The organism is Actinomadura sp. 7K507 (assembly GCF_004348425.1).
In the GTDB taxonomy this organism is placed as follows: Bacteria; Actinomycetota; Actinomycetes; order Streptosporangiales; family Streptosporangiaceae; genus Spirillospora.
This window is the reverse complement of record NZ_SMKK01000016.1, coordinates 38,077-64,660: the sequence shown is the minus strand read 5'-3', so window position 1 is coordinate 64,660 and position 26,584 is coordinate 38,077. Positions and strand designations below refer to the sequence as shown.

General features: G+C 72.2%; 25 protein-coding genes. 10 read left to right on the top strand and 15 right to left on the bottom strand.

Features of this window, described 5'->3' with window-relative positions; all coding sequences use genetic code 11:
* The coding region (locus tag E1285_RS47175; protein ID WP_243722595.1) for an ATP-binding domain-containing protein at positions 1-391 on the top strand (391 nt) is incomplete at its 5' end.
* A 99-nt stretch (positions 392-490) separates the two neighbouring features.
* On the top strand, positions 491-1,129 hold the full coding sequence (locus E1285_RS06170) for a TetR/AcrR family transcriptional regulator (RefSeq protein WP_132148961.1): 639 nt from the start codon (positions 491-493) through the stop codon (positions 1,127-1,129).
* Here E1285_RS06170 and E1285_RS06165 read toward each other — a convergent pair.
* From E1285_RS06165 to E1285_RS48095, 6 genes are all read right to left on the bottom strand, one after another.
* Positions 1,126-1,980, bottom strand: a complete 855-nt coding sequence (locus tag E1285_RS06165) for a glycosyltransferase (protein ID WP_132148974.1) — start codon at positions 1,978-1,980, stop codon at positions 1,126-1,128. The two genes, E1285_RS06170 and E1285_RS06165, sit on opposite strands and share 4 nt — an antisense overlap.
* Positions 1,981-2,090: 110 nt before the next feature.
* On the bottom strand, positions 2,091-2,954 hold the full coding sequence (locus E1285_RS06160; RefSeq protein WP_132148959.1) for a CDP-alcohol phosphatidyltransferase family protein: 864 nt from the start codon (positions 2,952-2,954) through the stop codon (positions 2,091-2,093).
* Entirely contained in the window at positions 2,944-4,017 is a 1,074-nt protein-coding gene (locus E1285_RS06155; RefSeq protein ID WP_132148957.1) for an iron-containing alcohol dehydrogenase family protein, read from the bottom strand. The genes E1285_RS06160 and E1285_RS06155 overlap by 11 nt, the downstream gene beginning before the upstream one ends.
* A gap of 72 nt (positions 4,018-4,089) precedes the next feature.
* Positions 4,090-4,821, bottom strand: a complete 732-nt coding sequence (locus E1285_RS06150; protein WP_132148955.1) for a phosphocholine cytidylyltransferase family protein — start codon at positions 4,819-4,821, stop codon at positions 4,090-4,092.
* Positions 4,818-5,417 carry a DUF5941 domain-containing protein gene (locus E1285_RS48100; protein WP_132148953.1) on the bottom strand — a complete coding sequence of 200 codons (600 nt, stop codon included), beginning with the start codon at positions 5,415-5,417 and terminating at the stop codon, positions 4,818-4,820. The genes E1285_RS06150 and E1285_RS48100 overlap by 4 nt, the downstream gene beginning before the upstream one ends.
* 13 nt (positions 5,418-5,430) lie before the next feature.
* Positions 5,431-6,204, bottom strand: a complete 774-nt coding sequence (locus E1285_RS48095; RefSeq protein ID WP_132148951.1) for a DUF5941 domain-containing protein — start codon at positions 6,202-6,204, stop codon at positions 5,431-5,433.
* An 84-nt stretch (positions 6,205-6,288) separates the two neighbouring features.
* Between E1285_RS48095 and ispD the strand changes: the two genes are divergently transcribed.
* Positions 6,289-6,990: a 2-C-methyl-D-erythritol 4-phosphate cytidylyltransferase gene (ispD, locus tag E1285_RS06135; RefSeq protein ID WP_132148949.1), complete on the top strand. Its 702-nt coding sequence runs from the start codon at positions 6,289-6,291 to the stop codon at positions 6,988-6,990.
* Entirely contained in the window at positions 6,987-7,736 is a 750-nt protein-coding gene (locus tag E1285_RS06130) for a glycerophosphodiester phosphodiesterase (RefSeq protein WP_132148947.1), read from the top strand. Before ispD ends, E1285_RS06130 begins: the two co-directional genes overlap by 4 nt.
* A gap of 32 nt (positions 7,737-7,768) precedes the next feature.
* Here E1285_RS06130 and E1285_RS06125 read toward each other — a convergent pair whose 3' ends face one another.
* Positions 7,769-8,542 (bottom strand): hypothetical protein, encoded by a 774-nt coding sequence (locus E1285_RS06125; protein ID WP_132148945.1) that lies wholly within the window; start codon positions 8,540-8,542, stop codon positions 7,769-7,771.
* A 104-nt stretch (positions 8,543-8,646) separates the two neighbouring features.
* On the bottom strand, positions 8,647-9,699 hold the full coding sequence (locus E1285_RS06120) for a glycosyltransferase family 2 protein (protein WP_279509702.1): 1,053 nt from the start codon (positions 9,697-9,699) through the stop codon (positions 8,647-8,649).
* Positions 9,700-9,967: 268 nt separating this feature from the next.
* Here E1285_RS06120 and E1285_RS06115 point away from each other — a divergent pair, with 268 nt between their 5' ends.
* The 5 genes from E1285_RS06115 (at position 9,968) to E1285_RS06095 (ending at position 15,202) form a co-directional block, all read left to right on the top strand.
* Positions 9,968-11,632, top strand: a complete 1,665-nt coding sequence (locus E1285_RS06115) for an LCP family protein (protein ID WP_132148941.1) — start codon at positions 9,968-9,970, stop codon at positions 11,630-11,632.
* 90 nt (positions 11,633-11,722) lie between these two features.
* A complete protein-coding gene (locus E1285_RS06110; RefSeq protein ID WP_132148939.1) occupies positions 11,723-12,529 on the top strand; it encodes a thioesterase family protein in 807 nt (268 codons plus the stop codon).
* A 74-nt stretch (positions 12,530-12,603) separates the two neighbouring features.
* Positions 12,604-13,107 (top strand): hypothetical protein, encoded by a 504-nt coding sequence (locus E1285_RS06105; protein WP_132148937.1) that lies wholly within the window; start codon positions 12,604-12,606, stop codon positions 13,105-13,107.
* A gap of 269 nt (positions 13,108-13,376) precedes the next feature.
* The gene (locus tag E1285_RS06100) at positions 13,377-14,711 is read left to right on the top strand and encodes a UDP-glucose/GDP-mannose dehydrogenase family protein (protein WP_132148935.1); all 1,335 of its coding nucleotides are present in this window, start codon (positions 13,377-13,379) and stop codon (positions 14,709-14,711) included.
* Between the two features lie 65 nt (positions 14,712-14,776).
* Entirely contained in the window at positions 14,777-15,202 is a 426-nt protein-coding gene (locus E1285_RS06095) for a CoA-binding protein (RefSeq protein ID WP_132148933.1), read from the top strand.
* Positions 15,203-15,255: 53 nt separating this feature from the next.
* On the opposite strand, the gene purE is transcribed toward E1285_RS06095, so the two are convergent.
* Together purE and E1285_RS06085 are read right to left on the bottom strand one after the other, a co-directional pair.
* Complete coding sequence (gene purE, locus E1285_RS06090) at positions 15,256-15,750, bottom strand: 5-(carboxyamino)imidazole ribonucleotide mutase (RefSeq protein WP_132148931.1); 495 nt, start codon at positions 15,748-15,750, stop codon at positions 15,256-15,258.
* 49 nt (positions 15,751-15,799) lie between these two features.
* On the bottom strand, positions 15,800-16,993 hold the full coding sequence (locus tag E1285_RS06085) for a 5-(carboxyamino)imidazole ribonucleotide synthase (protein ID WP_279509696.1): 1,194 nt from the start codon (positions 16,991-16,993) through the stop codon (positions 15,800-15,802).
* A 224-nt stretch (positions 16,994-17,217) separates the two neighbouring features.
* Here E1285_RS06085 and E1285_RS06080 point away from each other — a divergent pair, with 224 nt between their 5' ends.
* Positions 17,218-17,844 (top strand): GtrA family protein, encoded by a 627-nt coding sequence (locus tag E1285_RS06080; RefSeq protein WP_243722594.1) that lies wholly within the window; start codon positions 17,218-17,220, stop codon positions 17,842-17,844.
* A 58-nt stretch (positions 17,845-17,902) separates the two neighbouring features.
* On the opposite strand, the gene E1285_RS06075 is transcribed toward E1285_RS06080, so the two are convergent.
* The 5 genes from E1285_RS06075 to glgX form a co-directional block, all read right to left on the bottom strand.
* Positions 17,903-19,174: an ATP-binding protein gene (locus E1285_RS06075; RefSeq protein WP_132148927.1), complete on the bottom strand. Its 1,272-nt coding sequence runs from the start codon at positions 19,172-19,174 to the stop codon at positions 17,903-17,905.
* 99 nt (positions 19,175-19,273) lie between these two features.
* Positions 19,274-19,945 carry a response regulator transcription factor gene (locus E1285_RS06070; protein ID WP_131875529.1) on the bottom strand — a complete coding sequence of 224 codons (672 nt, stop codon included), beginning with the start codon at positions 19,943-19,945 and terminating at the stop codon, positions 19,274-19,276.
* A 151-nt stretch (positions 19,946-20,096) separates the two neighbouring features.
* Entirely contained in the window at positions 20,097-21,893 is a 1,797-nt protein-coding gene (treZ, locus tag E1285_RS06065; protein WP_132148925.1) for a malto-oligosyltrehalose trehalohydrolase, read from the bottom strand.
* Positions 21,890-24,217, bottom strand: coding sequence for a malto-oligosyltrehalose synthase (treY, locus tag E1285_RS06060; protein ID WP_243722593.1), 2,328 nt, complete (start codon positions 24,215-24,217; stop codon positions 21,890-21,892). Before treY ends, treZ begins: the two co-directional genes overlap by 4 nt.
* A 73-nt stretch (positions 24,218-24,290) precedes the next feature.
* Complete coding sequence (gene glgX, locus E1285_RS06055; RefSeq protein ID WP_132148923.1) at positions 24,291-26,564, bottom strand: glycogen debranching protein GlgX; 2,274 nt, start codon at positions 26,562-26,564, stop codon at positions 24,291-24,293.
* Between the last annotated feature and the right edge of the window lie 20 nt (positions 26,565-26,584).

Below are 26,584 nucleotides of genomic sequence, written 5' to 3'. Positions count from 1 at the left end.
CCAGCCACCCCGGTTCGAAGAAACCACCCTGTTCGACGAGCCCACCCTCTTCGACGAGCCCGCACCGTCCGAAGGCCCGGCACCATCCAACGGCCCGGCACCATTCGACGACCCCGTGTCCAGTGACCACGCGCCGTCCGCCGGTCCCGCCTGGACGGCCGCAGACCGCGAGCGCCTCGCCGCCGACCTGCCCGAGCGCGTCCAGGTCCTGGACGTCCTCGAAGCCAAGGGCCTGGAGTTCGACGCCGCGGTGATCGTGGCGCCCGAGACCATCGCCGCCCAGTCCCCGCGCGGCCTGCGCGTCCTCTACGTCGCCGTGTCCCGCGCCACGCAGCGCCTGACCGTCCTCACCACCGACCCCGGATGGCACGACACGCTCCTCACCGGCTGAGCGGAGTCCGCGTGCCGGCGACCGTGAAAGCGCGGGCGCGGTCAGGCCGGCGCGCGGTTAGGCTGGCGCTGCCCCATTCGCACGGGTGGACGGAGATCGATGAGCGGCCGAAATCCCGCGCCCAGGCGTAGCTATGGCGGCCGTTCGGCCGAGGAGCGCCGCGCCGAACGGCGGGGGCGCCTGCTGGACGCGGGCCTCGAACTGTTCGGCACCCGCGGTTACGCGGCCACGTCCATCGAACGGCTGTGCGCGACGGCGAGCGTGTCCACCCGCAACTTCTACGAGGAGTTCTCCGGGCGCGAGGAACTGCTCCTCGCGCTGCACCGCGACATCAACGAGCGCGCGGCCGAGTCCCTCGCCGCCGCCTACGCCGAGGCCTCGGACGAGGACCTGCCGGCCCGTGTCGAACGGGCCGTGCGCGCGTTCGTCACCGTCACCGCCAGCGACCCCCGCTGGGCCCGCCTCGCGTTCGTCGAGGTCATCGGCGTGAGCGCCGGCCTGGAGCAGCACCGCCTGCGCTGGCGCACCCGCTGGGAGGACACGCTGGTCGAGATGGCCGCCCAGGCCGCCGCCCGGGGCGAGGCCATCGACCGCGACTACCGCCTCACGATGATCGCCGTCATCGGCGCGGTCAACAACCTCGTCCACCACTGGTCCGCCCGCGGCCAGGACATCCCCCTGGACGACATCACCGCGGAGCTGACCCACCTGATCCTCGCCGCCGTCACGACGCCTTAGATGATCGGAGGGCGGCCCGTTCTCGTCATGCGCCAGGCGGTGCGCCAGGCGATGGGGCGGCGGGGGCCCGCCGGTTTGCGCCAGCCTTCCGCGAAGCCCTTGAACCACGGTTTGAGGGCGCTCGGCTTGCGCTCGCGCAGGACCGTCATGGCGACCCACACGGCGAGGTAGGTGAGCGCGAGCGGCCACGGGAGGTTCCGGCGGGCCAGCCAGACGCGGTTGCGGGCGTTGTAGCGGTAGAACATGTCGTGCCGCGTCGGCAGGACGGCCGGGTGGAACATGACCGCGGACGCGTCGTACACGATGCGGTAGCCCGCGTTGAGGATCTGCCACGCGAGGTCGGTCTCCTCGTGGGCGTAGAAGAAGTCCTCGGGCAGGCCGCCGGCGGCGTCGAACGCGGCGCGGCGGACGGCGCACGCGCCGCCGAGGAACGTGGTGACGGCGGAGGAGCGCTCCGGGTCGCCGGCGCGCAGCCGCGGGACGTGGCGGCGCTCGCCGCGCCCGCCCTCGGGGTCGCGGACGCGGAACGAGACGACGCCGAGGTCGGGTTCGGCGGTGAACCGGTCGCGGAGGTACGTGCCGAGGCGGGTGGAGCGGTACCAGCCGTCGTCGTCCAGGAAGAGGATCACCTCGCCGGTGGCCTCCGCCACGCCCCGGTTGCGGCCCGCGGGGATCCCGACGTTCTTCGGCAGGCGCAGCAGGGTCACGCGCTCGTCGTCGAAGACGGGATCGCCGGCCGGCCGCCAGTCGCCCGCGACGCCGTTGCCGACGAGGACGACCTCGACGCCGACGTGTTCCTGGTCGAAGACGCTGCGCACCGCGCGGGCCAGTTCCTCCGGGCGGTTGCCCATGGTCAGGACCACGACGCTGAGCGCGACGCCGCCGTCCGCGCGGGTGCCGGGAGGCTGTGCGAGCGGGTCCACCGAGTTCCCGTCCACGGAGTCCTCGTCGAGGCTGGAGGTCACTTCAGCCTCCGGGAGGCGAGGATGCTGACCAGGTGCAGGACGGTCTGGACGACCGCGACGGCGGCGACCGCGGCCATCAGGACGCGCATCGCGGCCGGGGTGTCGTTGCCGAAGACGGTGTCGACCACGGCGGCCGCCAGGATCAGCAGTGACAGCTCGACCGCGCCGATGATGCGGTGGAAGCGCAGCATCGACGCCGCCTGCCGGGCGAGCGCGATGCCGGAGGAGCGGGGGCGCAGCGCCCGGTCGCCGCCGGCCGGGTCGGCGGGCAGGCCGGACTTGGCGCGCGCGACGACGACGTTGTCGGTCTCCGCCTTGATCAGCGCGGCGCCGAGGGCGGCGAGGAGGCCGAGCTCGACCCAGCCGCCGCTCTCCCAGCCGCCCTGGGCGGCGAAGCCGAGGCCGATCAGGAGGGCGACCTCCGACAGGTAGTGGCCGATCCGGTCGAGGAACACCCCGGCCACCGAGGTCCGCCGCAGGTAGCGGGCGACCTCGCCGTCCACGCAGTCGAGCAGCAGGTAGACCTGGATGAGCGCGGCGCCGCCGAGCGCCGTCCACAGCGCGCCGGTGCCGGACACGGGCAGCGACACCACGACGCCGGCGAGGACGCCGCTCGCCATCATCAGGTAGGTGAGCTGGTTGGGGCTGAACCCGAGGCGCAGCGCCGCCCACGCGAAGTAGGGGGACAGGTCGCGCATGTAGAGGCGCCCTGCCCAGTGCTCCTCGTTGCGCCGGTCCTTCAGCCCCGGCGGCTGGCCGTACCGCCGTACGTCGGCGACCGAGGCGCCTTTGCGGTGCGGCCGCTGCTCGTCCCCGGCGGGCTCCGGGGGGTGGTCCCGCCCGGGGGACTCAGCCTCCATGGGCCTGGACATACTGCTCCACCGCCTTGAGGGTCTCACCCTTGTCGAGGCCCAGGTGCTCCAAGATCGTATAGCGGCCCGGCCGGGTCCGCGGGGCGTACAGGACGGCGTCGGCGAACTGCTCGTCCGACAGCCCGACGTCGCCGGGGAGGCGAGGCAGGCCGTGCCGCCCGAGGCACGCGAGGATCTCCTCCAGCCGTTCCGCGCCCTCCCCGAGGTGGGTGGCGCGCAGGTGGTAGCAGAACGCGGTGCCGATCCCGGCCAGCTCGCCGTGGTTCGCGGTGTCCGGGTAGAGGTGGTCGATGGCGTGCAGGATCTCGTGGTCGCCGCCGCTCGCGGGACGGGAGTCGCCCGCGAACGCCATCGACATCCCCGACAGCACCAGGCTCTCGGCCAGCACGGTCAGGAACCGGTCGGACTCGATCGACTCCGGCTGGTGCAGCAGCGCCTCGGCGGCGGTCCGGGCGACGGTGAGCGCCATCCGGTCGACGCGCTCGCCGCACTCGGCGGACGCGAGCAGCCAGTCGTCCACTGCGGAGAAGTTGCTCAGCACGTCGCCGACGCCGGCGCGGACGAGGCGGTCGGGCGCGGCGCGCACGTAGTCGAGGTCGACGACCATGGCCAGCGGCATCACCACGCCGAACGAGCCCTTGCCGTTCTCGTGGGTGAGCGAGGCGACCGGCGAGCAGATCCCGTCGTGGGACAGGTTCGTGGCGACCGACACCATCGGGATGCCCGACAGCGTCGCCGCGTACTTGGTGGCGTCGATCGTCCGGCCGCCGCCGATCCCGACGACGGCCTCGTAGGACCCGCCGCGCAGCTTGCCGGCCAGGTCGACGGCCGCGTCCACGGTGCCGCCCGCCACCCGGAAGACCTCGCAGGCCGCCAGGGACGGCCGGACATGGTCGGCGATCTGGTCGCCCTGGCCGGGGCCGACCGCGATCGCCACGCGTCCCTCGGTCGCGATCCGCTTGTCGGCGAGCAGCTCGCCGAGTGCGGCGACGGCACCGCGCCGCACGTCGATGGAGAGCGGCGCGTTCAGCATCCGCGTCAGCAGGGGCATGGGCCTCCTCGTCGTCCGCGCTGTCGATGGCCCGGGGGCCCGGTCGTGACGGTGGTGACGGTCGTGACGGCTCTAGTAGCCCTTGGCGATCCGGCGGGCCTTCTCCAGGTCGTCGTGGTTGTCGACCTCGACCCAGTCGACGTCGCCGATCGGCGCGATGCCGATGCGGCCGCCGCGGTGCACGTGCTCCTGGTAGCCGTCCTCGTAGTAGAGGTCGGGGTCGCGTTCCCAGGTGGTCTTGAGGGCGTCGGCCAGCGGCCCGGCGGCGGCGGGCTCGATCAGGGTGGCGCCGATGTACTCGCCGTTCGCGGTGGAGGGGTCCATCAGCTTGGTGATGGTCTCCAGGTGACCCTCGCCGTCGAGGGTGACCTTCATTTCCTCGTCGGCGAGAGTTTTCACGTTGTCCACGGCCAGGAGGATGTCCGGTCCACGGGCGGCCAGTAGCGTCTTCTCGACGCTCACCGGATGGACCGTGTCGCCGTTGACCATGAGGACGCCCTTGGAGAAGTGCTCCCGAGCCAGCCACATGGAGTAGGCGTTGTTCCACTCCTCGGCCTTGTCGTTGTGGACGAGCGTGATGGTCACGCCGTACCGCTCCTCCAGGGCGGCCTTGCGCTCCTCTACGGCGCCCGCGCAGTAGCCGACGACAATGACGACGTCGTTCAGGCCGACCTCGGCGAAGTTGCCCAGGGCGATGTCGAGGATGGTGGTCTCACCGTCCACGGGGACCAAGGCCTTGGGGAGCGTGTCGGTGTAGGGCCGCAGCCTCCGGCCCGCCCCTGCCGCCAGCACCATGCCGATCATGCTTCCTCTTCCTTCAGGTCGACCATCACGCCGCTGCCGCGACCTCGCGCCCACGCGACGGCGCTCTCGGCGCCGAACAACACGCCAAGGTAGGCGGCCAGCGCGGCGTACGCGAACGGGAGCAGACCGGAAAGGCCCGCGACGGCCGCGAACAGCATCCGGCCCTCCCACCCGAGTCCGGCGCGCAGGACCCACTCCTGCGGCCGGCGCCCCTGGCGGGTGCGGTACACGATGTCGTAGTGGTGGAGCGCGAGAACCGCGATCAGCACGTAGACGAGCGGCGCCGAAACCGCCTGCGCGAACCCCAGCACGGCGAGGTAACCATACTCGATCCCGCGCGAAATAGGCGGTGCGAGCCAGTCCAGGCGTCCGTCGTGCGGGTGCGCGGACGCGGGCCCGGCCAGCAGCAGCGCGATGACCGGGGCGAACAGCGCGGGCGCCGGGCCGCCCTCCGGCGGCAGGGTCAGCAGGACGGCGGTCAGGGCCGCCGCCGCGAGGGCGGCCGGCAGCGGCGCGAGCCGTCCCCGCGCCATCCGGCCGAGCGCCCGGCTCGCGGGGCCGTCGTCGCGGTGGATCCGCAGGGTCGTGACCGTCATGTGAGAGACACCGTCATGTGAGAGACCTCGCCAGTCGTCGCGACAGGGCCACGGCGGTGACGACCGAACCCCAGGCCAGGAGCACGGCGAACACCGGCCGGGCGCCGCCGAAGGCGGCGATGGCCGCGATCAGCGCGAGCCGTTCGCCGAACGGCAGCCCGAGACTGTTCCCGGCCCGCCGCAGGAACGTGCTCCGGCGCGACGCTCCTCCCGTCCCGTCGGCCGCGGACGCCTTGCCCATCGATGCGGACGCCGGGCTCATCGAGAACGACGCCTCCGCCGTGTGCCGGACGGACAGCAGCACGACGGCGCCCAGCGCCGCCCACCACAGGTTCCCCGCGGTGGCCCCCGCCGCCAGCCCCGCGTACACGACGAATTCCTTGACCCGGTCGAGGAGCGCGGCGGGCCAGGCGCCGGACGCGCCGGCCCAGTGGGCGTCCGGCCCGTCCACCCGCCCCTGGCCCACCTGGCCGAAGACGAACGACACGCACACCAGCAGCGCCCCGGTGATCAGCCCGCCGCGCGTCCCGGCGGAGAACCACACCGCCGCCAGCACCGCGGCGACCAGCGAGAGCGCCAGGACGGCGTCCGGCGTGAGCCCGCGCCGGGCCGACCACCGCGCGACGACGGGCGAGCACGGGCCGACCACGTAGGCGTCGATGAGGCCGTCGCCGTCCACGGCTTCGACGTCCACGGCCTCGACCGCCTCTCGGTCCGGGCGGGTGATCACGGGGTGGTCCGGTACGTTGAGCGTGACCGGACGGTCGCACCGGAGCGCCTGATCCATCGTGGCCTCCGGCCGTTCGGAGAATCATGGGCAGGTGCACAGCGTAGTCACCCGATGACCGGGTGTCCTGGAAGCCGAGGTGAGATGGCGACGCGGGCCGTTGCGGTGGTCCTGGCCGGAGGGACCGGCGAGCGCATGGGCGCGGGGCGCCCGAAGCAGCTCATCGACGTCGGCGGGCGCCCGATCCTGGCGCACGCGATCGGCGCCTTCGACACGCATCCGGACATCGGCGAGGTCGTGGTCGTGATGGCGGCCGGGCATCTGCGCGAGGCCGCCGCGATCGCCGCGCCGTTCCGCAAGGCGGCGGCGGTCGTCGAGGGCGGCGGCACGCGCACCGCGTCCACGGTCGCGGCGCTGCGCACGCTGTCCGGCCATCCCGGCGACGTCCGGGTGCTGTTCCACGACGCGGCCCGCCCCTTCGTGGACCACGGGGTGATCAGCCGTGTCCTGGACGGCCTGGACGGCCACGAGGCCGTCGCGGTGGGGCTGCCCGCGTCCGACACGATGGTGGTCGTCGAGGACGGCGTCGTCGCCTCCATGCCGCCGCGCGAGACGATGAGCCGGTTCCAGACCCCGCAGGGCTTCCACCTCGGGACGATCCGAAAGGCGTACGAGCTGGCGCTCGCCGACCCGGCGCTGCGCGCCACCGACGACTGCGGGATCGTGCACCGCTACCTGCCCGGCGTCCCGATCCGGGTCGTCGCGGGCAGCGAGCGCAACCTCAAGGTCACCCAGCCGCTCGACGTGGTGGTCGCCGAGCATCTCGCCGGTGAGGACAACAGTTGATCTTCGAACGCACTCCCGCGGTCATCGGGCACCGCGGCTACGGCTCGGGCGACCCGACGCCGCCCGGCTCCGGCGGGCCCGTCGCCGAGAACACGCTGCCGTCGATGCTCGCGGCCGTCGACGCGGGCCTCTCGTGGGTCGAGATCGACGTGACGCGCACCGCCGACGACGACCTCGTCCTGCGGCACGACCCGACCGTCCCCGATGGCGGCTACGTGGTGGACCTCCCCGCCACGGCCGGGGGCCTGCCCCGGCTCACGGAGATCTTCGACGCGCTGCCACCGGACGTCGCCGTGGACGTGGACGTCAAGACCGTCCTGGAGGACGCGGCGGATGCCCCGTCCCGCCGCACCGGGGCGCTGCTCCTGCCGGTGCTGAGGCGCGAGGCCGAGCGGCGCCGCCTCCTGGTCACCTCGTTCGACCCGGCGCTGCTGCTCTTCCTGCGCGGCGAGCTGCCCGGCGTCCCGCTGGGCCTTCTGACGTGGCTCCGGTTCCCGCTGTGGCACGCCGTCCCCGCCGCGGCGGGGCTCGGCCTGGACGCGGTCGCCGTGCACACCGGCTCCTGCGGCCTCGACCACCCCGACACGCGGCTGCGCCCCTTGGAGCACTCCGTGGACGTCGCGCACAAGGCGGGCCTGGAGGTCATCGTCTGGTGCCCCACGGCGGAGACGGCTCCGGCCTATGCGGCCGCGGGCTTCGACGCGATGGTCGTCAACGACGTCCCCGGCGTCCTCGCGGCCCTCTAGAGCCTCACGTCCAGCGCCTCACGTCCAGGGCCTCACTGGGGGCGGTTGCCGCCGTACATCTGGGTCCATTCGCCCGGGTTGTCCTCGTCCGGCCCGCGCCGGGGGGAGGACTCGGGCCTGTCGTCGGCGGGCTGCGCCGGAGCGGGCGCCGCCGGAGCGGCGGGAGCCGCGGGAGGGCCGGAGGGCAGCGGAGGCGGGTTGGCGGCACCCGGCTGAGCGGGCGGCTGCCCGTACTGGGGCGCGCCCTGCCACGGCGGGCTCTGCCCCGGCCCGGGAGGCGCCTGCGGCGGCTGGTGCGCCCCCATGGGCTGCTGGGCGCCGTGCATGGGAGGCGGGCCCATCGGAGCGGGCGGCGGCCCCCCGAAGCGCGGCGCGGCCCCCGCGCCCCTGAGCGACCTCCACCGTGACGGCGCCAAGGACGCCAGGAGGAGCGCCACTCCGATCACCAGGAAGACGCCGTAGGGGCCGATGACCATGTAGCCCCGCGAGAGTTCCGAAGGGAGTTCGGACGCCGTGTTCTGGAAGGACCAGCGCGGCGACACGACCCAGAGGGCACCGCTGAGCGAATAGACGGCACCGGGGATGAGCGAGGCGAGCGGCGAGATCCGCGATCCCGCCACCAGGCCGATGAGAACCGCCGCGGCCAGCAGCGCCGCGGCGCCGAGCCAGCGGTCGGCCCCCTCGAACCGCAGGGTCGTCACACTCCTGCCGAGCCTGTACGTCCCGTACATCAGGCACGCGGCGATGATCGGCGTCACGACCACACCGATCAGCGCGCCGATGCCGTGGCGTGCTCCGCTGGACATGGCCACCTCCAAACCCGGGCTAGGGCGGCTCGGAATGCGCCCGCCCCAACCCTGACACATCATCCGGCGTCAGGGGTTCGCAGGTCGTTTCCCCGTTCCGCCCGTTAGTGGACGGATTCTCCGGGTTTGACCGGAGTGGGCTGGCCGAGCCGCGGGGGGCTGGTGAGGAAACCGACGCCCCAGGTCAGGTGCATGGTGGCGAACACGAGCGGGAGCCGCGCCCAGGCGGACAGGGGCAGCCCGCGTCCCTCCACCGCCGCGCCCGCGACCATCGCGGCCGCGTAGCCGCCGGGCAGCAGCCAGCCGGGCCAGAACCCGAACAGCCCCGCGACCGTACCCGCGGTGATCGCGACGACGGCGATCGGCGGCGCGAGATAGCGCAGGTTCAGGGTGCCCTGGTGCTCGCGGCCGACGACGCGCCGCCAGCGGCCGGTGTGGAAGTACTGCTTGGCGAGGGCGCGCAGGTTGGGGCGCGGGCGGTAGGTGACCCGCATCCGCGGGGTGAAGAAGACCCGGCCGCCGGTCTCGCGGATGCGGTGGTTCATCTCCCAGTCCTGCGCGCGGACGAACGTCTCGTCGTAGCCGCCGACGCGGTCGAGCGCGCTGCGCCGGAACGTCCCGAGGTAGACGGTCTCGACCTCGCCCGCCTGGCCGCCGGTGTGGAAGCGGGCGTTGCCGACGCCGAGCTTGGACGTCATCGCCCGCGCCACGGCCTTCTCGAACGGGGTGACGCCCTCGGCCGCCATGATCCCGCCGACGTTGTCGGCGCCGGTCTCCTCCATCGTCTCGACGGCGGCGCGGACGTAGTCCGCCGGCAGCAGCGAGTGCCCGTCCACCCGGACAATGATCGAGTACTGCGACGCCTTGATCGCGATGTTGAGGCCCTGCGGGGTGCGTCCCGTGGGGTTGGCGACCACCAGGACGCGCGGGTCCTCGGTGGTGAGCCGCTGGGCGATCTCCTCGGTGCGGTCACGGCACGGACCGACGGCGAGCACGAGTTCGAGTTCGCCCGGATAGTCCTGGGTCAGGATGCCGCGCACGGCCTCGGTCAGATGGCGCTGTTCGTTGAGGACCGGCATCACCACCGAGACGGCGGGCCAGGTGCGTTCACCGGAGTCGGAGCGGGGCTTCACGGCGTACTGGGTTTCCTGGTTCATGGCGCGCTGGACATGGGGAGACGGATTCATGTGGGCTCGTGGGCGCCCCCGGGCCGGAGACCGGAGTGAGCGCCCCATTCCTCTCTTGCTCGCTCGTCTGACGCAGCCCATGCCACCCAGTTCGCGTGCGGGCCGCCGGGGTGTGGTCGAGACCGGCGCCACGTTACTCCAAGGACACGAGGTCCAGGTAGCCGACGGACGGGTCTTCCCCACTTTAGAGTGGTGTGGACTCGCGTCAGAACGAGGTCTTCGGGAGGCGGCGGCCGGAATGGCAGACGGGCACGACTCAGGTCGCGGTGACGCCGGCTCACCGGGGGACGATCCGCTGGAGCGCTACTTCCGGCCCCGGCCGGGCTCCCACGCGGTCGGCGACGGCGGCGACGGCGACATCGAGGGCGTGACCATCGACGGGATGCCCGCGCCGCGGGTGCCGGTGGAGGGCCCGCGCGGCCCGCGCCGCCCCGGCCGGGGGCTCAGCCCGCGGGCGGCGGTGAGCGCGCGGCGGCAGAAGCGGTTCCTGACGCTGACCGCGACGATGTCGGCGTTCGTGCTGCTCACCTCCGGCGGCGCGTGGGCGTTCCAGAACTACGTGACCGGCATGATCGACAAGGTGTCGGTCGGCGGCCTCGGCGACGGCCCCTCGAAGGGCGAGATGACGATCCTGGTCGCGGGCGTCGACCGCCGCGACGGGCTGACGAAGGCGCAGCAGAAGGCGGCCAAGCTCGGGCACCACGAGGGCGAGCGGTCCGACACCATGCTGCTGCTGCACGTGTCCCGCGACCGTGAGCGCGTGTCGATCGTGAACCTGCCCCGCGACTCCCTCGTCACGATCCCGTCGCACGAGTCGAACGGCTCGGAGGGCGCGAAGGGGGCCAACGTCCCGTCCCGTCCGGGAAAGCTGACCTGGGCGTACCAGTTCGGCGGGCCCGACCTCGCGGTCAGCACCGTCAAGAAGGCGACGGGCGTGTCGATCGACCACTACGTCGAGGTGAACTTCTACGGGTTCGTGCACATGGTGGACGCGCTCGGCGGCGTGGACGTGTGCACCGAGGAGCCGGTCAACGACGTCAAGAGCGGGCTGAAGCTCCCCGCGGGCACGTCGCATGTGGACGGGATGAAGGCACTGGCGTTCGCCCGCGCCCGCTACACGCTGACGGGCGGCAGCGACCTCGGGCGCATCGACCGGCAGCAGCAGTTCATGTCGGCGATGCTGAAGCAGGCGCTGTCGACCAAGACGCTCGGCGACCCGGTCAAGTCGACGAAGTTCCTGAACGCGGCACTGAAGTCGGTGCGCGTCGACGACGAGCTCGCCGACGACCTGCCGGATCTCGCCGACCAGATGAAGGACCTGTCGACCGACGACCTGACGTTCGCGAAGATCCCCCTGGCCAACCCCGACCACCAGTCCGTCCTGTGGAACGCCGCGGCGCCGCAGTCGACCGTCCAGTGGGACCGGGGCAAGGCGCAGGACCTGTTCACCAAGATCCGGCGGGACGAGCCGCTGGCCGAGCCGGCCAAGACGCCGAGCGCGACGCCGACCCAGAAGCCCGAGAACGAGCTGACGGTGCCGCCGGAGGACATCTCCGTCCGCGTCCTGAACGCGATCGGCACGCCGGGCCTCGCGACGAAGGCGGGCGGGCAGCTGGAGGACGTCGGCTTCGACGTCACCGTTCCGCCGGGCGTGGCGCGCCGCGGCCTCCAGAAGACGCAGGTCCAGTACGGACCCGACCGCGAGGACTCCGCCAAGACCCTGGCCGCCGCGATCCCGGGCGCCAAGCTGAAGAAGGTCGGCTCCCTCGGGACGGGCGTGCAGGTCATGGTCGGCGCGAACTGGGACGGCGTGAAGAAGGTCAAGGTCGCGAGCCCCTCGCCGAGCGCGTCGCCGTCCGCCGGCCTGGAGACCGACAGCGCCACCCAGAAGCTCTGCGGTTGAGGAAGTCCCCTGGTCGGCTTCCCGTGGTCGCCCTTCCCGTGGTTGACTTCGCGGCTAGAATAATGTTCTAGAAACGAGGGGGAGAGCCGCATGACCGAGGACGCGCCCGCCGAGGCGTTCTACGAGCCGCTCGGCGGCGGACGCTTCGCCAGCACCCCCGCCACCGCCGGGCCCTGGGCGCCCGGCTTCCAGCACGGCGGTCCCGTCTCGGGCCTGATCGGGCGGGCCTTCGAACGGCACGAGCCCGTCCCCGGGACACGGATCGCGCGGGTCACGGTCGAACTCCTCGGCCCCGTCCCGGTGGGGGTGCTGGACATCGCCGTCCGCGTCGTCCGCCCCGGCAAGCGGATCACGCTCCTCGAAGCGGAGATGACCCACGAGGGCCGCACGATCGTCCGCGCCACCGCATGGCGGATCATGGAGGCCCCGTCCCACCTGGAGCCCGTCGTCCACGCGCCGGCTCCACCGCCCCTCCCCGCCACGACCGCCCCGTTCCCGGAGTGGCCGGGCGTCCACACCGGCGGCTACCTCTCCGCGATGGAGTGGCGCATCGTCCACGGCACCTTCGGTGAGCCGGGCCCCGGGACGGCCTGGGCGCGGCCCAGGATCCCGCTGATCCCCGGCGAATCCCCCACACCGCTGGTGCGCGCCCTGACGCTGGCCGACAGCGCCTCCGGCATCGGAAGCCAGCTCGACCTGTCCAAATGGCTGATCATCAACACGGACGTGACCGTCGCACTGCACCGCGACCCGGCCGGCGAATGGTTGTGCCTGGCCGCGTCGCTGGACGCGAGCCCTGGCGGCAGCGCCCTGTGCGAGGCGACGCTCGCCGACACGTCCGGCACGTTCGGCCGGGCATGGCAGACCCTCCTGGTGGACGAGCGCCCTTCCGCGTGACACCACGTTCTTGATCGAATGCTGTGGGTAACAACGAAGTGACCGAGAGTAGTCACTCGTCAGGAGTTCACAGGATGTCGACAAGGATCCTCGCCCTGCTCACCACGGCCGCCGCCGCGCTGGCCCTCGCCGGCGGCATCACCGCCGCGAACGCGTCGCCCGCCGCACCACCGCCGGAGCCGTCCGCCGGCGCGCCCGCCCCTGCCCCGGCCGCACCCGCACCGGCGGCACCGGCTCCGGACGCCTCACCGTCGGCGTCCCCGTCCAGCACGGAATCGCCCGAGAAGGAGGACGCCGGGAAGGAGGACGCCGCGCTGGAGGACTGCCGCGACGCCGACTGCGAGATCGAGATCAAGGACGGCCAGGAGATCAAGCTCGACGACGGGCTCGGGGCGGAATCGATCAAGGTCGAGGTCAAGGGCACCCGCGTGACCTTCACCGTCCGCAACAAGCACTCGCGAGCCGTCACCAGCATGGAGGCGCAAGGCCCCGGCACGACCGCGAACTTCAACGGCCTCACGCTCCGCCCGCACCGGGGCGAGGACGGCAAGCTGATGCTCGAACTCTCCCACGTCTGATCCGGGCCCACCGGGGACGGGCGGCACCGCCCGTCCCCGGGCCGGGTCACGGGAAGGGCTCTTCCTCGACCACGATCACCGTCGGCGGCCCATCCGCACCCGCCTCCCCGTACGATTCGGGCACGTGCACCACGTGCCCCAGACGCTACCGGCCAGTACAGTCGGGCGGCGTACGGAGCGGCCCGTAGCGGGCACCTTGGAGAAGCGGGCACCTTGTGAAGCGGGCACCTTGGGAAAGGGGCCGCGAGTCGGCGAGAGAGGAGCGGGCCTTGTCCAACCGGCTGACGGTCATCGGAACGGGTTATCTCGGCGCGACCCACGCGGCCTGCATGGCCGATCTCGGCTTCGAGGTGCTCGGTCTCGACGTCGACGAGGAGCGGATCGCCCGGCTCTCCGCCGGTGACCTGCCGTTCTTCGAGCCGGGCCTGGAGACGGTGCTGCGCCGCGGGCTGGAGAGCGGGCGGCTGCGGTTCACCTCGTCCTACAAGGAGGCCGCTGAGTTCGGCGAGGTGCACTTCCTGTGCGTCGGCACCCCGCAGAAGTCCGGGGAGTACGCCGCCGACCTCACCTACGTGGACGACGCGATCGCCACGCTGGCGCCGCTGCTGCACCGGCCGTGCCTGGTCGTCGGCAAGTCCACCGTGCCGGTCGGGACGGCCGCACGGCTGGCCGAGACGATGGCGCGGCTGGCGCCTGTGGGCGGCGACGCGCTGCTGGCGTGGAACCCCGAGTTCCTGCGCGAGGGCTTCGCCGTCCAGGACACCCTGCACCCCGACCGGATCGTGGCCGGGCTGCCCGCCGACCAGGGCGCGGCCGGGCACGCGGAGAAGGTGCTGCGGGAGATCTACCGGACGATGATCGCGGACGGCACCCCGTTCATCACCAGCGACTACGCGACCGCCGAGCTGGTCAAGGTGTCGGCGAACGCGTTCCTCGCCACCAAGATCTCCTTCATCAACGCGATGGCGGAGGTCTGCGAGGCGGCGCACGCCGACGTGACCAAGCTCTCGGAGGCGCTGTCCTACGACGACCGGATCGGCGGCAAGTTCCTCGGTCCGGGCCTCGGCTTCGGCGGCGGCTGCCTCCCGAAGGACATCCGCGCGTTCATGGCCCGCGCCGGGGAGCTGGGCGCCGACCAGGCGCTGACGTTCCTGCGCGAGGTCGACGAGATCAACATCCGGCGGCGGATCCGGATGGTCGACCTCGCCAGGCAGATGCTCGGCGGCTCGTTCGCCGGGCGCACGGTCGGGGTGCTCGGCGCGGCGTTCAAGCCGAACTCCGACGACGTCCGCGACTCCCCCGCGCTGGACGTGGCCGCGTCCATCCGCGCGCAGGGCGCCGCGGTGACGGTGTACGACCCGCAGGCCATGCGCAACGCCCGCCGCGCCCAGCCTTCCCTGGAGTACGGCGAGTCGGCGATGTCGGCCGCGCGCGGCGCCCACGTCGTGCTGCTGCTGACCGAGTGGGCGGAGTTCCGGGACATGGACCCGCTCGCGCTCGCCGAGGCCGTCGCCGAACCCAACATCGTGGACGGGCGCAACGCCCTGGACCCGGAGCAGTGGCGGGCGGCCGGCTGGACCTACCGGGCCCTCGGACGCCCCTGAACGGGGAACCCTCGGACGCCCCTGAACGGGGAACTAAAGGGGCTACGCGCGCTGTTGTCGTTGACATGTCTGATGTGTTCGCCGATCAGGGCGTGATCCGCCGGCTGCTGAACGAGTCCAGGACGTGGGTGTTCGTCGGGCTCGGCGACAACCCCGACCGCGAGGTCTACAGCCAGGCGAGGCTGATGCAGGAGCGCGGTAAGCGGATCGTCCCCGTCCATCCGGCGGCGCGGGAGGTCCTCGGCGAGAAGGCGTACGCGTCACTGGCCGACGTGCCGGACGCCTCCGCCGTGGACGTCGTGGGCGTCTACCGGCGCGCCGAGCACGCGGGGCAGGTGGTGGACGAGGCGATCGCGGCGGGCGCGAAGGCGGTCTGGCTGCCGCTCCAGGTGATCGACGAGGCGGCGGCCGGGCGCGCACGGGACGCCGGGCTCGACGTCGTCATGGACCGCTGCCCGGCGGTCGAATGCCGAGCGAAGCTCGTCCCTTGAATGGTGGCGGGTGGGGGCTGGAGGACGGCGGGCCCTGCGCCGCTGAGGGGCCGTCAGCGGCGCTCCCGGAGCCGCGCGCCCTTGGCCTTGGCCTGGCCGTAGAGGTCCTGCTGGAAGACCTTCATCTTGGCCCGCAGGTCGTCGTCGGACGCGGCCAGGATGCGGACGGCCAGCAGCCCGGCGTTGCGGGCGGCCCCGACCGCGACCGTGGCGACGGGGACCCCGGCGGGCATCTGCACGATCGACAGCAGCGAGTCCATCCCGTCCAGGTACTTCAGCGGGACGGGCACGCCGATCACCGGCAGCGGCGTCACCGAGGCCAGCATGCCGGGCAGGTGCGCGGCCCCGCCCGCACCCGCGATGATCACGCGGAGCCCGCGGGCCGCCGCGTCCTCGCCGTAGGCGATCATGTCGTGCGGCATCCGGTGCGCGGAGACGACGTCGGCCTCGTGGGGGACGCCGAACTCGGCGAGCGCCTGCGCTGCGCCCTCCATCACCGGCCAGTCCGAGTCGCTGCCCATCACCACGCCGACCACCGGCTCGCTCATGCGCGCCTCCGTGGGGGGACGACCCCCCACACCCCCCGGTTCGCTTCGCTCATGCTTTGTTCTCCTTCATCTCGGTTCCCCACCGCAGGTAGTCGGCGGCGTGGCGGGCGCGTTCGCGGGTCTCCGCGACGTCGTCGCCGAGCGCGGTCACATGGCCGATCTTGCGGCCCGGACGCGATTCCTTGCCGTACATGTGCACCTTGACGCCGGGGTCATGGGCCATCACGTGGAAGTAGCGGGAGTAGACGTCCGGGTCGTCGCCGCCGAGCACGTTGGCCATGACCGTGCACGGGGCGGTGGGCTCGGTGGAGCCGAGGGGCAGGTCGAGGACGGCGCGCAGGTGCTGCTCGAACTGCGACGTCCGGGCGCCCTCGATCGTCCAGTGCCCGGAGTTGTGCGGGCGCATGGCCAGCTCGTTCACCAGGAGGCCCTCGCCGGTCTCGAACAGCTCGACCGCGAGGAGGCCCACGACGCCGAGCTCGTCCGCGATGGTCAGGGCGAGGCGCTGCGCCTCGGCGGCCACGTCCCCCGGCAGGCCGGGCGCCGGTGAGATCACCTCCGTGCAGATGCCGCCCTCCTGGACGGTCTCCACGATCGGGTACGCGGCCCCCTGCCCGTACGGGGAGCGCGCGACGAGCGCCGCCAGCTCCCGCCTGAACGGGACGTGCCGCTCGGCCATCAGGTCGACGCCCTCCGACAGCAGCCGCTGGACGAGCGCGTAGGCCTCGCGGTCGAGGTTCTCGACGATCCAGACGCCCTTGCCGTCGTAGCCGCCGCGGGTCGCCTTGAGGACCACCGGCCAGCCGTGTTCCCGGGCGAACGCCTCCACGAACGCCAGCGGCGCCGACGGCGGCACGTGCGAGTAGGCCGGGCACGGGACGTCCAGCGCGCTGAGCCGGTCGCGCATGACGAGCTTGTCCTGCGCGTGCGCCAGCGCGGCCGAACCGGGACGGCACGGCACGCCCGAAGCCTCAAGCTCCTCGATGTGCGGCCCGGGGACGTGCTCGTGGTCGAACGTCACCACGTCACAGCCCTTGGCGAACGCCACGAGATCGCCGCGGGACCGGTCGTCGCCCACCCGGACGTCGGAGACGACCTTGGCCGCCGATTCGTCCGGCGCGCCGGCGAGCACGCGGAGCGACACGCCGAGCGCGATCGCGGCCTGCTGCGTCATGCGGGCCAGCTGTCCCCCGCCCGCCATCCCGACGACGGGGGCGCCCCGGCGCTGAGCTGGTTCTGTCACGTCAGAAGGCTATCGGGCGTTCCGGGCGAACGATTCACCCGTCCGCCGCGTCTGACCCGGGTGTGGGGCTTGCGACAATGGGCAGGGAACGCACGGACGAAACGAAACGTTCATGTTCCGACGTCCCTGCGGCCACGGGCGTCTATTCTCGTGATACCCCCGCCACAGCCGCCACGCCTCGCGTCGTGGCGAACAGCCGAAGTCCGGAAGGACGGTTCCCCTTCGTGAGCCTGGTCGCCAATCTCCACCGGCGGTTCGAGCATCTCGTGCGCGAGCTCGCCAAGTTCGGCAGCGTGGGCGCTATCGCGTTCGTCATCACCATCGTGATCGGCAACGCGCTCCACAGCGGCATGGGGGTGGGGCCGCTGACGTCCAACGGCGTCGCCACGCTGATCGCGACGACGTTCTCCTACCTGGCGAACCGCTACTGGACGTTCCGGCACCGCGACCGCACCGGCCTGGGCCGCGAGTACGTGCTGTTCTTCGCGCTGAACGGCGTCGGGCTCGTCATCACCGAGCTGTTCATCGGCTTCACCCACTACGTGCTGGGCCTCTCCGGTCCGCTGGCCTACAACGCCTCGCTGATCATCGGCACCGGCGTGGCGTCCCTGTTCCGCTTCTGGTCGTACAAGAAGTGGGTGTTCCTGCCGGCGAGCGCGCCGCGCGTCGACCCCGCGTCCGGGCTGCCGGAGGCGCCGGGCACGCCCGTCCCCGGGGGGACCGGCATCCACCAGGCGAACGGCCACGAGCCCCAGCCGAACAGCGAGCACCGGCCCGACCGCGAGGCCCCGTCCCCGCGCCTCGGCCACCCCCTCGACTCCCGCGCCGCCGGGGACTACGCCGAGATCTAGGGCGGGATGTAGGACCGGGATGCAGGGCGGGGTTCGCGCCCGGACCCGGGCGCGAACCTCAGGCGGGCCCCATCACGACCGGTTCCGCCGCGAGGCGCACCTCGGCGGCCTGCCGGAGCGTGACGCCGAACACCGCCGGACGCGACTGGAACAGCTCCAGCCGGCCTCCGTCCACCGTGGCCAGGGAACGGGCCAGGTACAGCCCGAGGCCGGTGCCGCGGCCGCCGCTGACGCTCCGCTCGAAGATCCGCGGGACGAGTTCGGGAGGTATCCCGGCGCCCTCGTCGCCGATCTCCACCACCACGTGGCTCACGGTCGGCTTGGTGCGGATCGTCACGGTTCCGGCCCCGTGCATCAGCGAGTTGTCCAGCAAGGTCGCGACGATCTGGGAGAGGCCCTCGGGGTTGGTCATGCCGACGAGGCCCCGCTCCCCGATGATCCGCACGTCCCGGCCGTCCCGCCGGAAGATGGGCCGCCACTCCTCGACCTGCTGGGCGATGATCTCGTCGATCGGCGAGGCGGCCGCGGTGCCCGTCCGGTCGTGCTTGGCGCGCGACAGCAGTTGCTCGACGACCGCGACGAGCCGTTCGGCCTGCGCGACGGCGGCGGCGCCCTCCTCCCGGACGACGTCCGGGTAGTCGGCCGCCTCGATCATCTCCTCCAGCCGCATGGACAGCGCGGTCAGCGGCGTGCGGAGCTGGTGGCTGGCGTCGGAGGCGAACTCGCGGCTGTTGGCCAGCAGGTCGGCGATGCGGACGGCGCTGCGGTCCAGGACCTCGGCGACCTGGTCGGCCTCCGGGATGCCGTAGCGGCGGCGGCGCGGCCTGGCGTTGCCGCTGCCGAGCCGGTCGGCGGTCTCGGCGAGGTCGATCAGCGGCACCGTCAGCTTGCGGGCCTGGACCATCGCCAGGCCGACGGTGACGGCGACGCCGAGCAGCGCGAGGCTGGCGATGAGCAGCAGCAGCCGCAGCGCGTCGGCGCGGACCGCCGCGCCGGGGCGCGATATCCGCACCCGTACCCCGTCTTGGGTCGCGGTGGCGGTGAGCGATCGTTCGGCTCGGGCGGGACCGGCGGTGAGCGTCCGGCCGTCCGGCATGGTGATGGAGATGTGCCGGTCCGGATACTCGCGCGCGATCACGTCGCCGGTGACCGGCCGGTGCCTCTCCAGGTCGAGGCCGACACCGCCGGCGATGGAGGACGCCTCACGGTCCAGGGACCGGGCGGCGCCGTCGTAGACGAGCTTGTGCGCGGTGTAGGCGAGGGGTATGCCGAGCAACAGGATCGCGACCACCGCCACCGCGAGCGTCGACAGGAGGAGTCGGCGCCTCATCAGGGCTCCTTCGAGGGTTGGGTCACGGGCCGTGCGGCACCGCGCCCGGGGCCCCTCGGGAAGGCCCCGGGTCGTGTCGCGCGGCCGTGGCGGCCGGAGCTAGTCGCCGCGTTCGAACCGGAAGCCGACGCCCCGCACGGTCGTGATGTAGCGGGGACTGCCGGCGTCGTCGCCGAGCTTGCGGCGCAGCCAGGAAATGTGCATGTCGAGCGTCTTTGTGGAACCCCACCAGTTGGTGTCCCACACCTCGCGCATGATCTGTTCGCGGGTCACGACCTTGCCCGCGTCCCTGACGAGGACGCGGAGCAGGTCGAACTCCTTGGTGGTCAGCTGGAGCTCGTGTTCGCCCATCCAGGCGCGGCGCGACTCGGCGTCGATCCGCACCCCCTGGACGATCGGCGTCTCGGTGCTGCCCCGGCGCAGCAGCGCCCGCACCCGGGCGAGCAGTTCGGCCAGCCGGAACGGCTTGGTCACGTAGTCGTCGGCGCCCGCGTCGAGCCCGACGACGGTGTCGACCTCGTCGGCCCTGGCGGTGAGGATCAGGATGGGAACGCCGTGCCCTTCGGCGCGTACCCGGCGGGCCACCTCAAGGCCGTCCAGTTCCGGAAGGCCGAGATCTAGGACGATCAGGTCAACCCCGCCGCCGAGCGCCCGTTCCAGGGCCTGCGGGCCGTCCAGGCTGACTTCGACGGTGTACCCCTCGCGACGCAGCGCGCGGGCGAGAGGCTCGGAGATGGACGTGTCGTCCTCGGCGAGCAGTACTGAGGTCATGAACCGATCGTATGACCATTCTTGAACATTACCCGGCATGCGCCGCGCTCTTGACCTGCGGTTTGCCACTCGTAGTACATCCGCGAATACGTCTAATCAATTTAAATCGGGATGCACCTCTCATTGCACCCAGCCGGCGGGGCGTGCGAGATCACGCGAACACGGCCACGGAGGCCGCCGGCAACCCCAGGGAACCCGATCCGGAATCGCCCATGATGTCTGCGTCCAGGCGTATTGCCGGGTCCGAGGCGAGCAGCAGCCGGGGGCGGGGCCTCCCGGGCGCGGCCACGGCCGGGAGCACCACCGGCAGCGCACCGAAATTCGCCGCGACGCACACCCCGCCGCGCCACATCATCAGCCAGCGCATCCTGCCCTCGTCCACCTCGACGGCCGTCTCGGTCAGGCGCGGGTCGTTCAACTCCGGCCGGGCTCGGCGCAACGCGATGAGGGCACGGTGCCATTCGAGCAGATCACGATGGTGCGGCCGGTCGGGCTCCGACCAGTCGAGGACCGAACGCCGGAAAGTGTCCACAGCCTGTGGATCGGGAATCGCGCCGCTCCAGCCGTGCCGTGCGAACTCCCGCCGGCGTCCCTCGCTGACCGCACGCGCCAGCTCGGGGTCCTGGTGGTCGGTGAAGTAGCACCACGGGGTGGACGCGCCCCATTCCTCGCCCATGAACAGCATGGGCGTGAAGGGCGCGAGCAGGAGCAGCGCCGCGCCGACCTTGAGCATCGACGGGGAGATCTCCGAGGACGCCAGGACTGTGCCGATCCTGTCACCCGCGGCGCGGTTGCCGACCTGGTCATGGTTCTGCAGGAAGCCGAGGAACCGGTGTGCGGGGGTCTCCTGCGTGTTGACCGGGCGTCCGTGGTGCCGTCCCCGGTAGGCGGACATGGTGCCGTTGTGCACGAAGACGTCCGTGAGTGCCTTCTTGAGCGTCCCCAGAGAGCCGAAGTCGCAGTAGTAGCCCTGGCGCTCGCCGGTGAGCGCGGCATGCAGAGCGTGGTGGAAGTCGTCGCTCCACTGCGCGTCCAGCCCGTATCCGCCCGCCTCCCTGGACGTCACCAGGCGCGGGTCGTTCAGGTCGGATTCCGCGATGAGGAACAGGTCCCGTCCAAGGTGCGCCGAGAGGCCCGCCACCGATCGCGCCAGCTCTTCGAGTACGTGCACGGCGCTGTGGTCGGTGATGGCGTGGACGGCGTCGATGCGGAGCCCGTCGAAGTGGTAGTCGCGCAGCCACATCAGCGCGTTCTGGACCACGAAAGCCCGGACCTCGTCCGCCCCCTCCTGGTCGAAGTTCACCGCGTCGCCCCATGGCGTGGTGTGGGCCCCGGTGAAGTACGGCCCGTAGTCGGCCAGGCGGTTCCCGTCCGGCCCGAGGTGGTTGTAGACGACGTCCAGGACGACGGCCAGACCGCGCTCATGGGCGGCGTCCACGAAGCGCTTCAGCCCGTCTGGACCGCCGTACGGCTCATGCGGCGCCCACAGGTGAACACCGTCATACCCCCAGCCGTGATGGCCGGGGAAGGCGGCGACGGGCAGAAGCTCCACCGCGTCGATGCCGAGCGCCACCAGATGGTCGAGATGCCCGGCCGCCGCGTCGAACGTCCCTTCGGGTGTGAACGTGCCCACGTGCATCTCATACAGGACGCTTCCGGGGAGCGGACGTCCGTGCCAGTGCTGGTCCGTCCATGCGAACCGGTCGTGGTCGTAGACGCGGCTCAAGCCGTGGACGCCGTTCGGCTGCCACGGGGAGCGCGGGTCGGGCAGGACCTCGTCCGCGCCGTCCAGGGCGAAGCCGTAGTCGGTCCCGTGCGCGGCGCCCGGTACTTCGGCCCCCCACCAGCCTGAACGTCCGTCCAGCCGCTCCATGGGGTGCCGGGCGCCTCCCACCACGACGTCCGCGCGGCGGGTGGCGGGTGCCCAGACCTCGAACCCGATGGTCACCGATCGATTTCCCTTGGGACGAGCAACGCGACGGGCAGATGCTCGAAGAGGCGTGCGGCGTCCAGGATGGGACCCATGTGCGTGCAGCCGGTCAGCACGTCCCGCCAGCCCTGGTGGACGACGTCGACCCTGGTCCGCTCCCAGCCGCCGCGGCGTTCCAGCCCCACCGGCAGCCGGGTGGCCAGCGCCACCGCGTCGCCGCGGGCGAACCCGATCACGTGCTCGGCGGCCGGACCGCGGGCGGCGACCGGCTCGTGCCGGGACCCCGGGCCGAACCACTCCGGATGCGCCCGGCGCAGCCGCAGCGCCCGCGAGGTGACCAGCAGCTTCTCGTCGTCGGCCTCCTTCGGCAGCCGGCCGGTGTCCAGCCGCTGGAGATGCTCCCGGCGGCGCCCGTAGTCGACCGGCCGCCGGTTGTCGGGGTCGACCAGCGTCAGGCCGGTCATCTCGCAGCCCTGGTAGACGTCCGGGACGCCCGGCATGGCCAGCTGGACGAGCTTCTGCCCGAGCGAGTTCACGCGCGCGTACGGAGCCAGCTTCGACACGAACGCGGCCAGGTCGGTGACGAGGTCCGGGTCCGCCAGGACGCCGCGCGCGTACGCGAGGACCGCCTCCTCGTAGGCGGGGTCCTGGTCGGTCCACGAGGTGCGGGTCTTGGCCTCGCGCATCGCCTTGGTGAGGAACTCCTCCAGGCGGCCGGTGGTGATCGGCCACGCGCCGACGAGCGTCTGCCACAGCAGGTATTCGAGGTCCGGTTCCAGGGGCGACTCGCCCGGGCTCCCCTGTTCACCGGGACCACCCTGTTCACCGGGACCCCAGTGCCGCCAGCGGTCCACGGCCTCCGCCCACTCGCCCGGCAGCTCCGACAGGACGGACAGCCAGGCGCGCACGTCCTCCTCGCGCTTGGTGTCGTGCGTGGACAGCGTCGTCATCGTGGACGGCCAGTCGCGGGCGAGCCTGATGCAGTGCGAGTGGAAGTCCTGGGGGCTCACCGAGAACCGGCTGGGATCGCCGCCGACCTCGTTCAGGACGGCCATGCGGTTCCACCTGTAGAAGGCCGTGTCCTCCACGCCCTTGGCCGCGAGCGGAGCCGACGTCTGCTGGAACCGCACGATGAACTCGGCGGCGGTCTGCTCCCCGCGTCCGAGGGCCAGTTCCACGACGGTCTCCAGGTCGCCGTGGAGTTCCTCTGGCAGATGCGCTCGTGCACGGCGAGCGGCCTCCTCCAGGACGTCCACGGCCGTCTGAGGCGGGTCCTCCCCTGGCACGACGTAAGCGCGGTAGACGGGCATGGCGACGAGCAACTCCACCAAAGCCCGTTCCAAGCCGGGGCGGCGTTCGCCCACGACCCGGTGGAGGACGCGCAGAAGGCGGTCGATCTCGGGCTTCAGGCTGTGGGTCGCCGCGTGGAGGCGGGCCTCGCGCTCCACCTCCCCGAAGTCGCGCGGGCCGCCGGTGACCGCCACGTAAAGGTCGGTGAGCGGCTTCTCCCCGGCCGGGTCGATGAACAGCCCGCCGACCATGCCGAGCGAGTCGTAGCCGGTGGTGCCCGCGCACGGCCAGTCCGGCGGGAGCCGCTCCTCCCCCTCGGTGATCTTCTCGACCGGCAGCCAGGCGTCCGGGGCCGCGTCCGACAGCCGCCGCAGGTACCCGCGCGGGTCGGCGAGCCCGTCCGGATGGTCGACGCGCAGGCCGTGCACCATGCCCTCCTCGACCAGGCCCAGCAGCAGGGCGTGCGTGCGCTCGAAGACCTCGGGGTCCTCCTGCCGCACCCCGGCCAGGCCGGAGATGTCGAAGAAGCGGCGGTAGTTGGGCTCGCCCTTGCCGGGCAGGACGACGCGGCCGCCGCCCGCCTCCCAGTCGATGTCGAACCACTTCGCGTACGGCGATCCCCGCCCCTCCGCGACGACGGAGGCGAACGGCATGTTCGCCTCCACCGGCTCCGGGATCGCCATGTGGTTCGGGACGACGTCGACCAGCAGCCGCAGCCCGTGCGCGCGGAACCGGGCAGCCATGGCCCCGAACGCCTCGGCGCCGCCCAGCTCGTCCGCCAGGCGGGAGTGGTCGACCACGTCGTAGCCGTGCGTGGACCCGGGTGCGGCTTGCAGGATCGGCGACAGGTAGACGTGGGACACGCCCAGGGACGCCAGGTAGGGGGCCAGCGCGGCCGCCTCGGCGAACCCGAAGTGCTCGTCCGGCGTTCCGCGGAGCTGGAGCCGGTAGGTGCCGGTCGGGGGCGCGCCGAAGCCGTCCCCGGCGGGGAGGGGCTGTTCGGACGGGTTCTCTTCGGCCACGTTCTCTTCGGACAGGTGATCCTCGGACACGGTCTCCTCATCAGGGGGGTGGTCGGGGAGCGGTTCCTCAGACACGGCGCAGGACTCCAACACGGCGCAGGACTCAGACACGGCGCAGGACCTGGATCGAGCGGTCGGCGACCTGGACGGTCTCGCGCGCCTTCACGACGGGCGACTCCTCCTCCGCCAGCAGCGGGTCCGCGGTGTCGAGCATCTTTATCCACATTTGCCCGTATGCGGCGGGCGGAAGCGTGAACGCCAGATCCCCGTCGTGCCCGTTGATCAGCAGGAGGAACGAGTCGTCCCTGACCTGCCTTCCCCTGGAGTCGGGCTCACCGATCGCGTCGCCGTTCAGGAACACGTTCAGCGACTTGCTGAAGCCGGCGGACCAGTCGCGGTCGCCCATGTCCGTGCCGTCGGGCGTGAACCAGACGAGGTCGGGCAGATCCTCGGGTCGCGCCCTCCCCCCGGGCTTGGCGTTCGCCGAGCGGCGGGCCTTCTTCGTCCGCTGGTCGCCGAGGAAGAAGCGCCGCCTCCGGAACACCGGATGCTCCGTGCGCAGCGTCGACAGGTGCCGGACGAAATCGAGCATGAAGCCGCGCTCGTCATAGCCGCGCTCGTCATAGCCGCGCTCGTCACGGCCGCGCTCAGCGAGGCCGCGGTCCGAGCGGTCCGAGCGGTCGGACGGCCGGGGCGAGCGCAGGTCCTCGCTCAAGCCCGTCCAGTCGACCCAGGAGAGTTCGTTGTCCTGGCAGTAGGCGTTGTTGTTGCCGTCCTGCGTCCGGCCGATCTCGTCGCCGTGCAGCAGCATCGGCACCCCCTGCGACAGGAACAGCGTGGTCAGGAAGTTGCGTTTCTGCCGCTCGCGTAGGGAGACGACGTCCAGGTCATCGGTCGGCCCCTCGGTACCGCAGTTCCACGACCGGTTGTCGTCGGTGCCGTCCCGGTTGCCCTCCCCGTTGGCCTCGTTGTGCTTCCTGTCGTAGGAGACCAGGTCGTTCAGCGTGAACCCGTCATGGCACGTCACGAAGTTGATCGAGGCGATCGGGCGGCGGCCGTCGTCGGCGTACAGGTCTGACGAGCCCGTCAGCCGGGACGCGAAGTCGGGCAGCGCGCCCGGCTCCCCGCGCCAGAAGTCCCGGATCGTGTCGCGGTACTGCCCGTTCCACTCCGTCCACAGCGGCGGGAAGTTGCCGACCTGGTAGCCGCCCTCGCCGACGTCCCACGGCTCGGCGATCAGCTTCACCTGCGAGACGACCGGGTCCTGCTGCACGAGGTCGAAGAACGCCGACAGCCGGTCGACCGCGTGCAGCTCGCGGGCCAGCGTCGCCGCGAGGTCGAAGCGGAACCCGTCCACGTGCATCTCGGTCACCCAGAACCGCAGCGAGTCCATGATCAGCTGCAGGACGTGCGGGCTGCGCATCAGCAGGCTGTTCCCGGTGCCCGTCGTGTCCATGTAGTAACGGGGGTCGTCCTCGGTGAGCCGGTAGTACGAGGGGTTGTCGATGCCGCGGAAGGACAGCGTCGGCCCCAGGTGGTTGCCCTCGGCGGTGTGGTTGTAGACGACGTCGAGGATCACCTCGATGCCCGCCGCGTGCAGCGCCTTCACCATCGCCTTGAACTCCAGGACCTGCTCGCCCCGCCGCCCCGACGAGGAGTACTCGTTGTGCGGCGCGAAGAAGCCGATGGTGTTGTAGCCCCAGTAATTGCGCAGTCCGCGGCTCGTCAGCGCGTCGTCGTGGACGAACTGGTGGACGGGCATCAGCTCCACCGCCGTCACCCCGATCGAGCGCAGATGATCGATGATCACCGGGTGGGCGAGGCCGGCGTACGTGCCGCGCAGCGCCGCCGGGATGTCCGGATGCCTCGCGGTGAGGCCCTTGACGTGCGCCTCGTAGATCACGGTCTCGTGGTAGGGGATGCGCGGCGGCCGGTCGTCCCCCCAGTCGAAGTACGGGCTGACGACCACCGACCGCATCGTGTGCCCCGCCGAGTCGGCGTCGTTCATCGAGCAGGGGTCGCCGAAGTTGTAGCCGAAGCAGGACTCGTCCCAGTCGACGGCCCCCTCGACCGCCTGCGCGTACGGGTCGAGGAGCAGCTTCGCGGGGTTGCACCGCAGGCCCCGGCGCGGCTCGTAGGGCCCGTGCACCCGGAACCCGTACCGCCGGCCCGGCATGACGCCCGGCAGGTATCCGTGCCACACGAAGGCGTCCACCTCCGGGAGCGCGAGCCGTGTCTCCTCGCCGTCGCCCGCCGGCCCGTCGAACAGGCACAGCTCGACCCGCTCGGCCACCTCGGAGAACACGGCGAAGTTCGTTCCCGCGCCGTCGAACCGGGCCCCGAGGGGGTAGGCGTCGCCCGGCCAGATCTGAGCCACTGTCCCGACCCTCCCGTCCG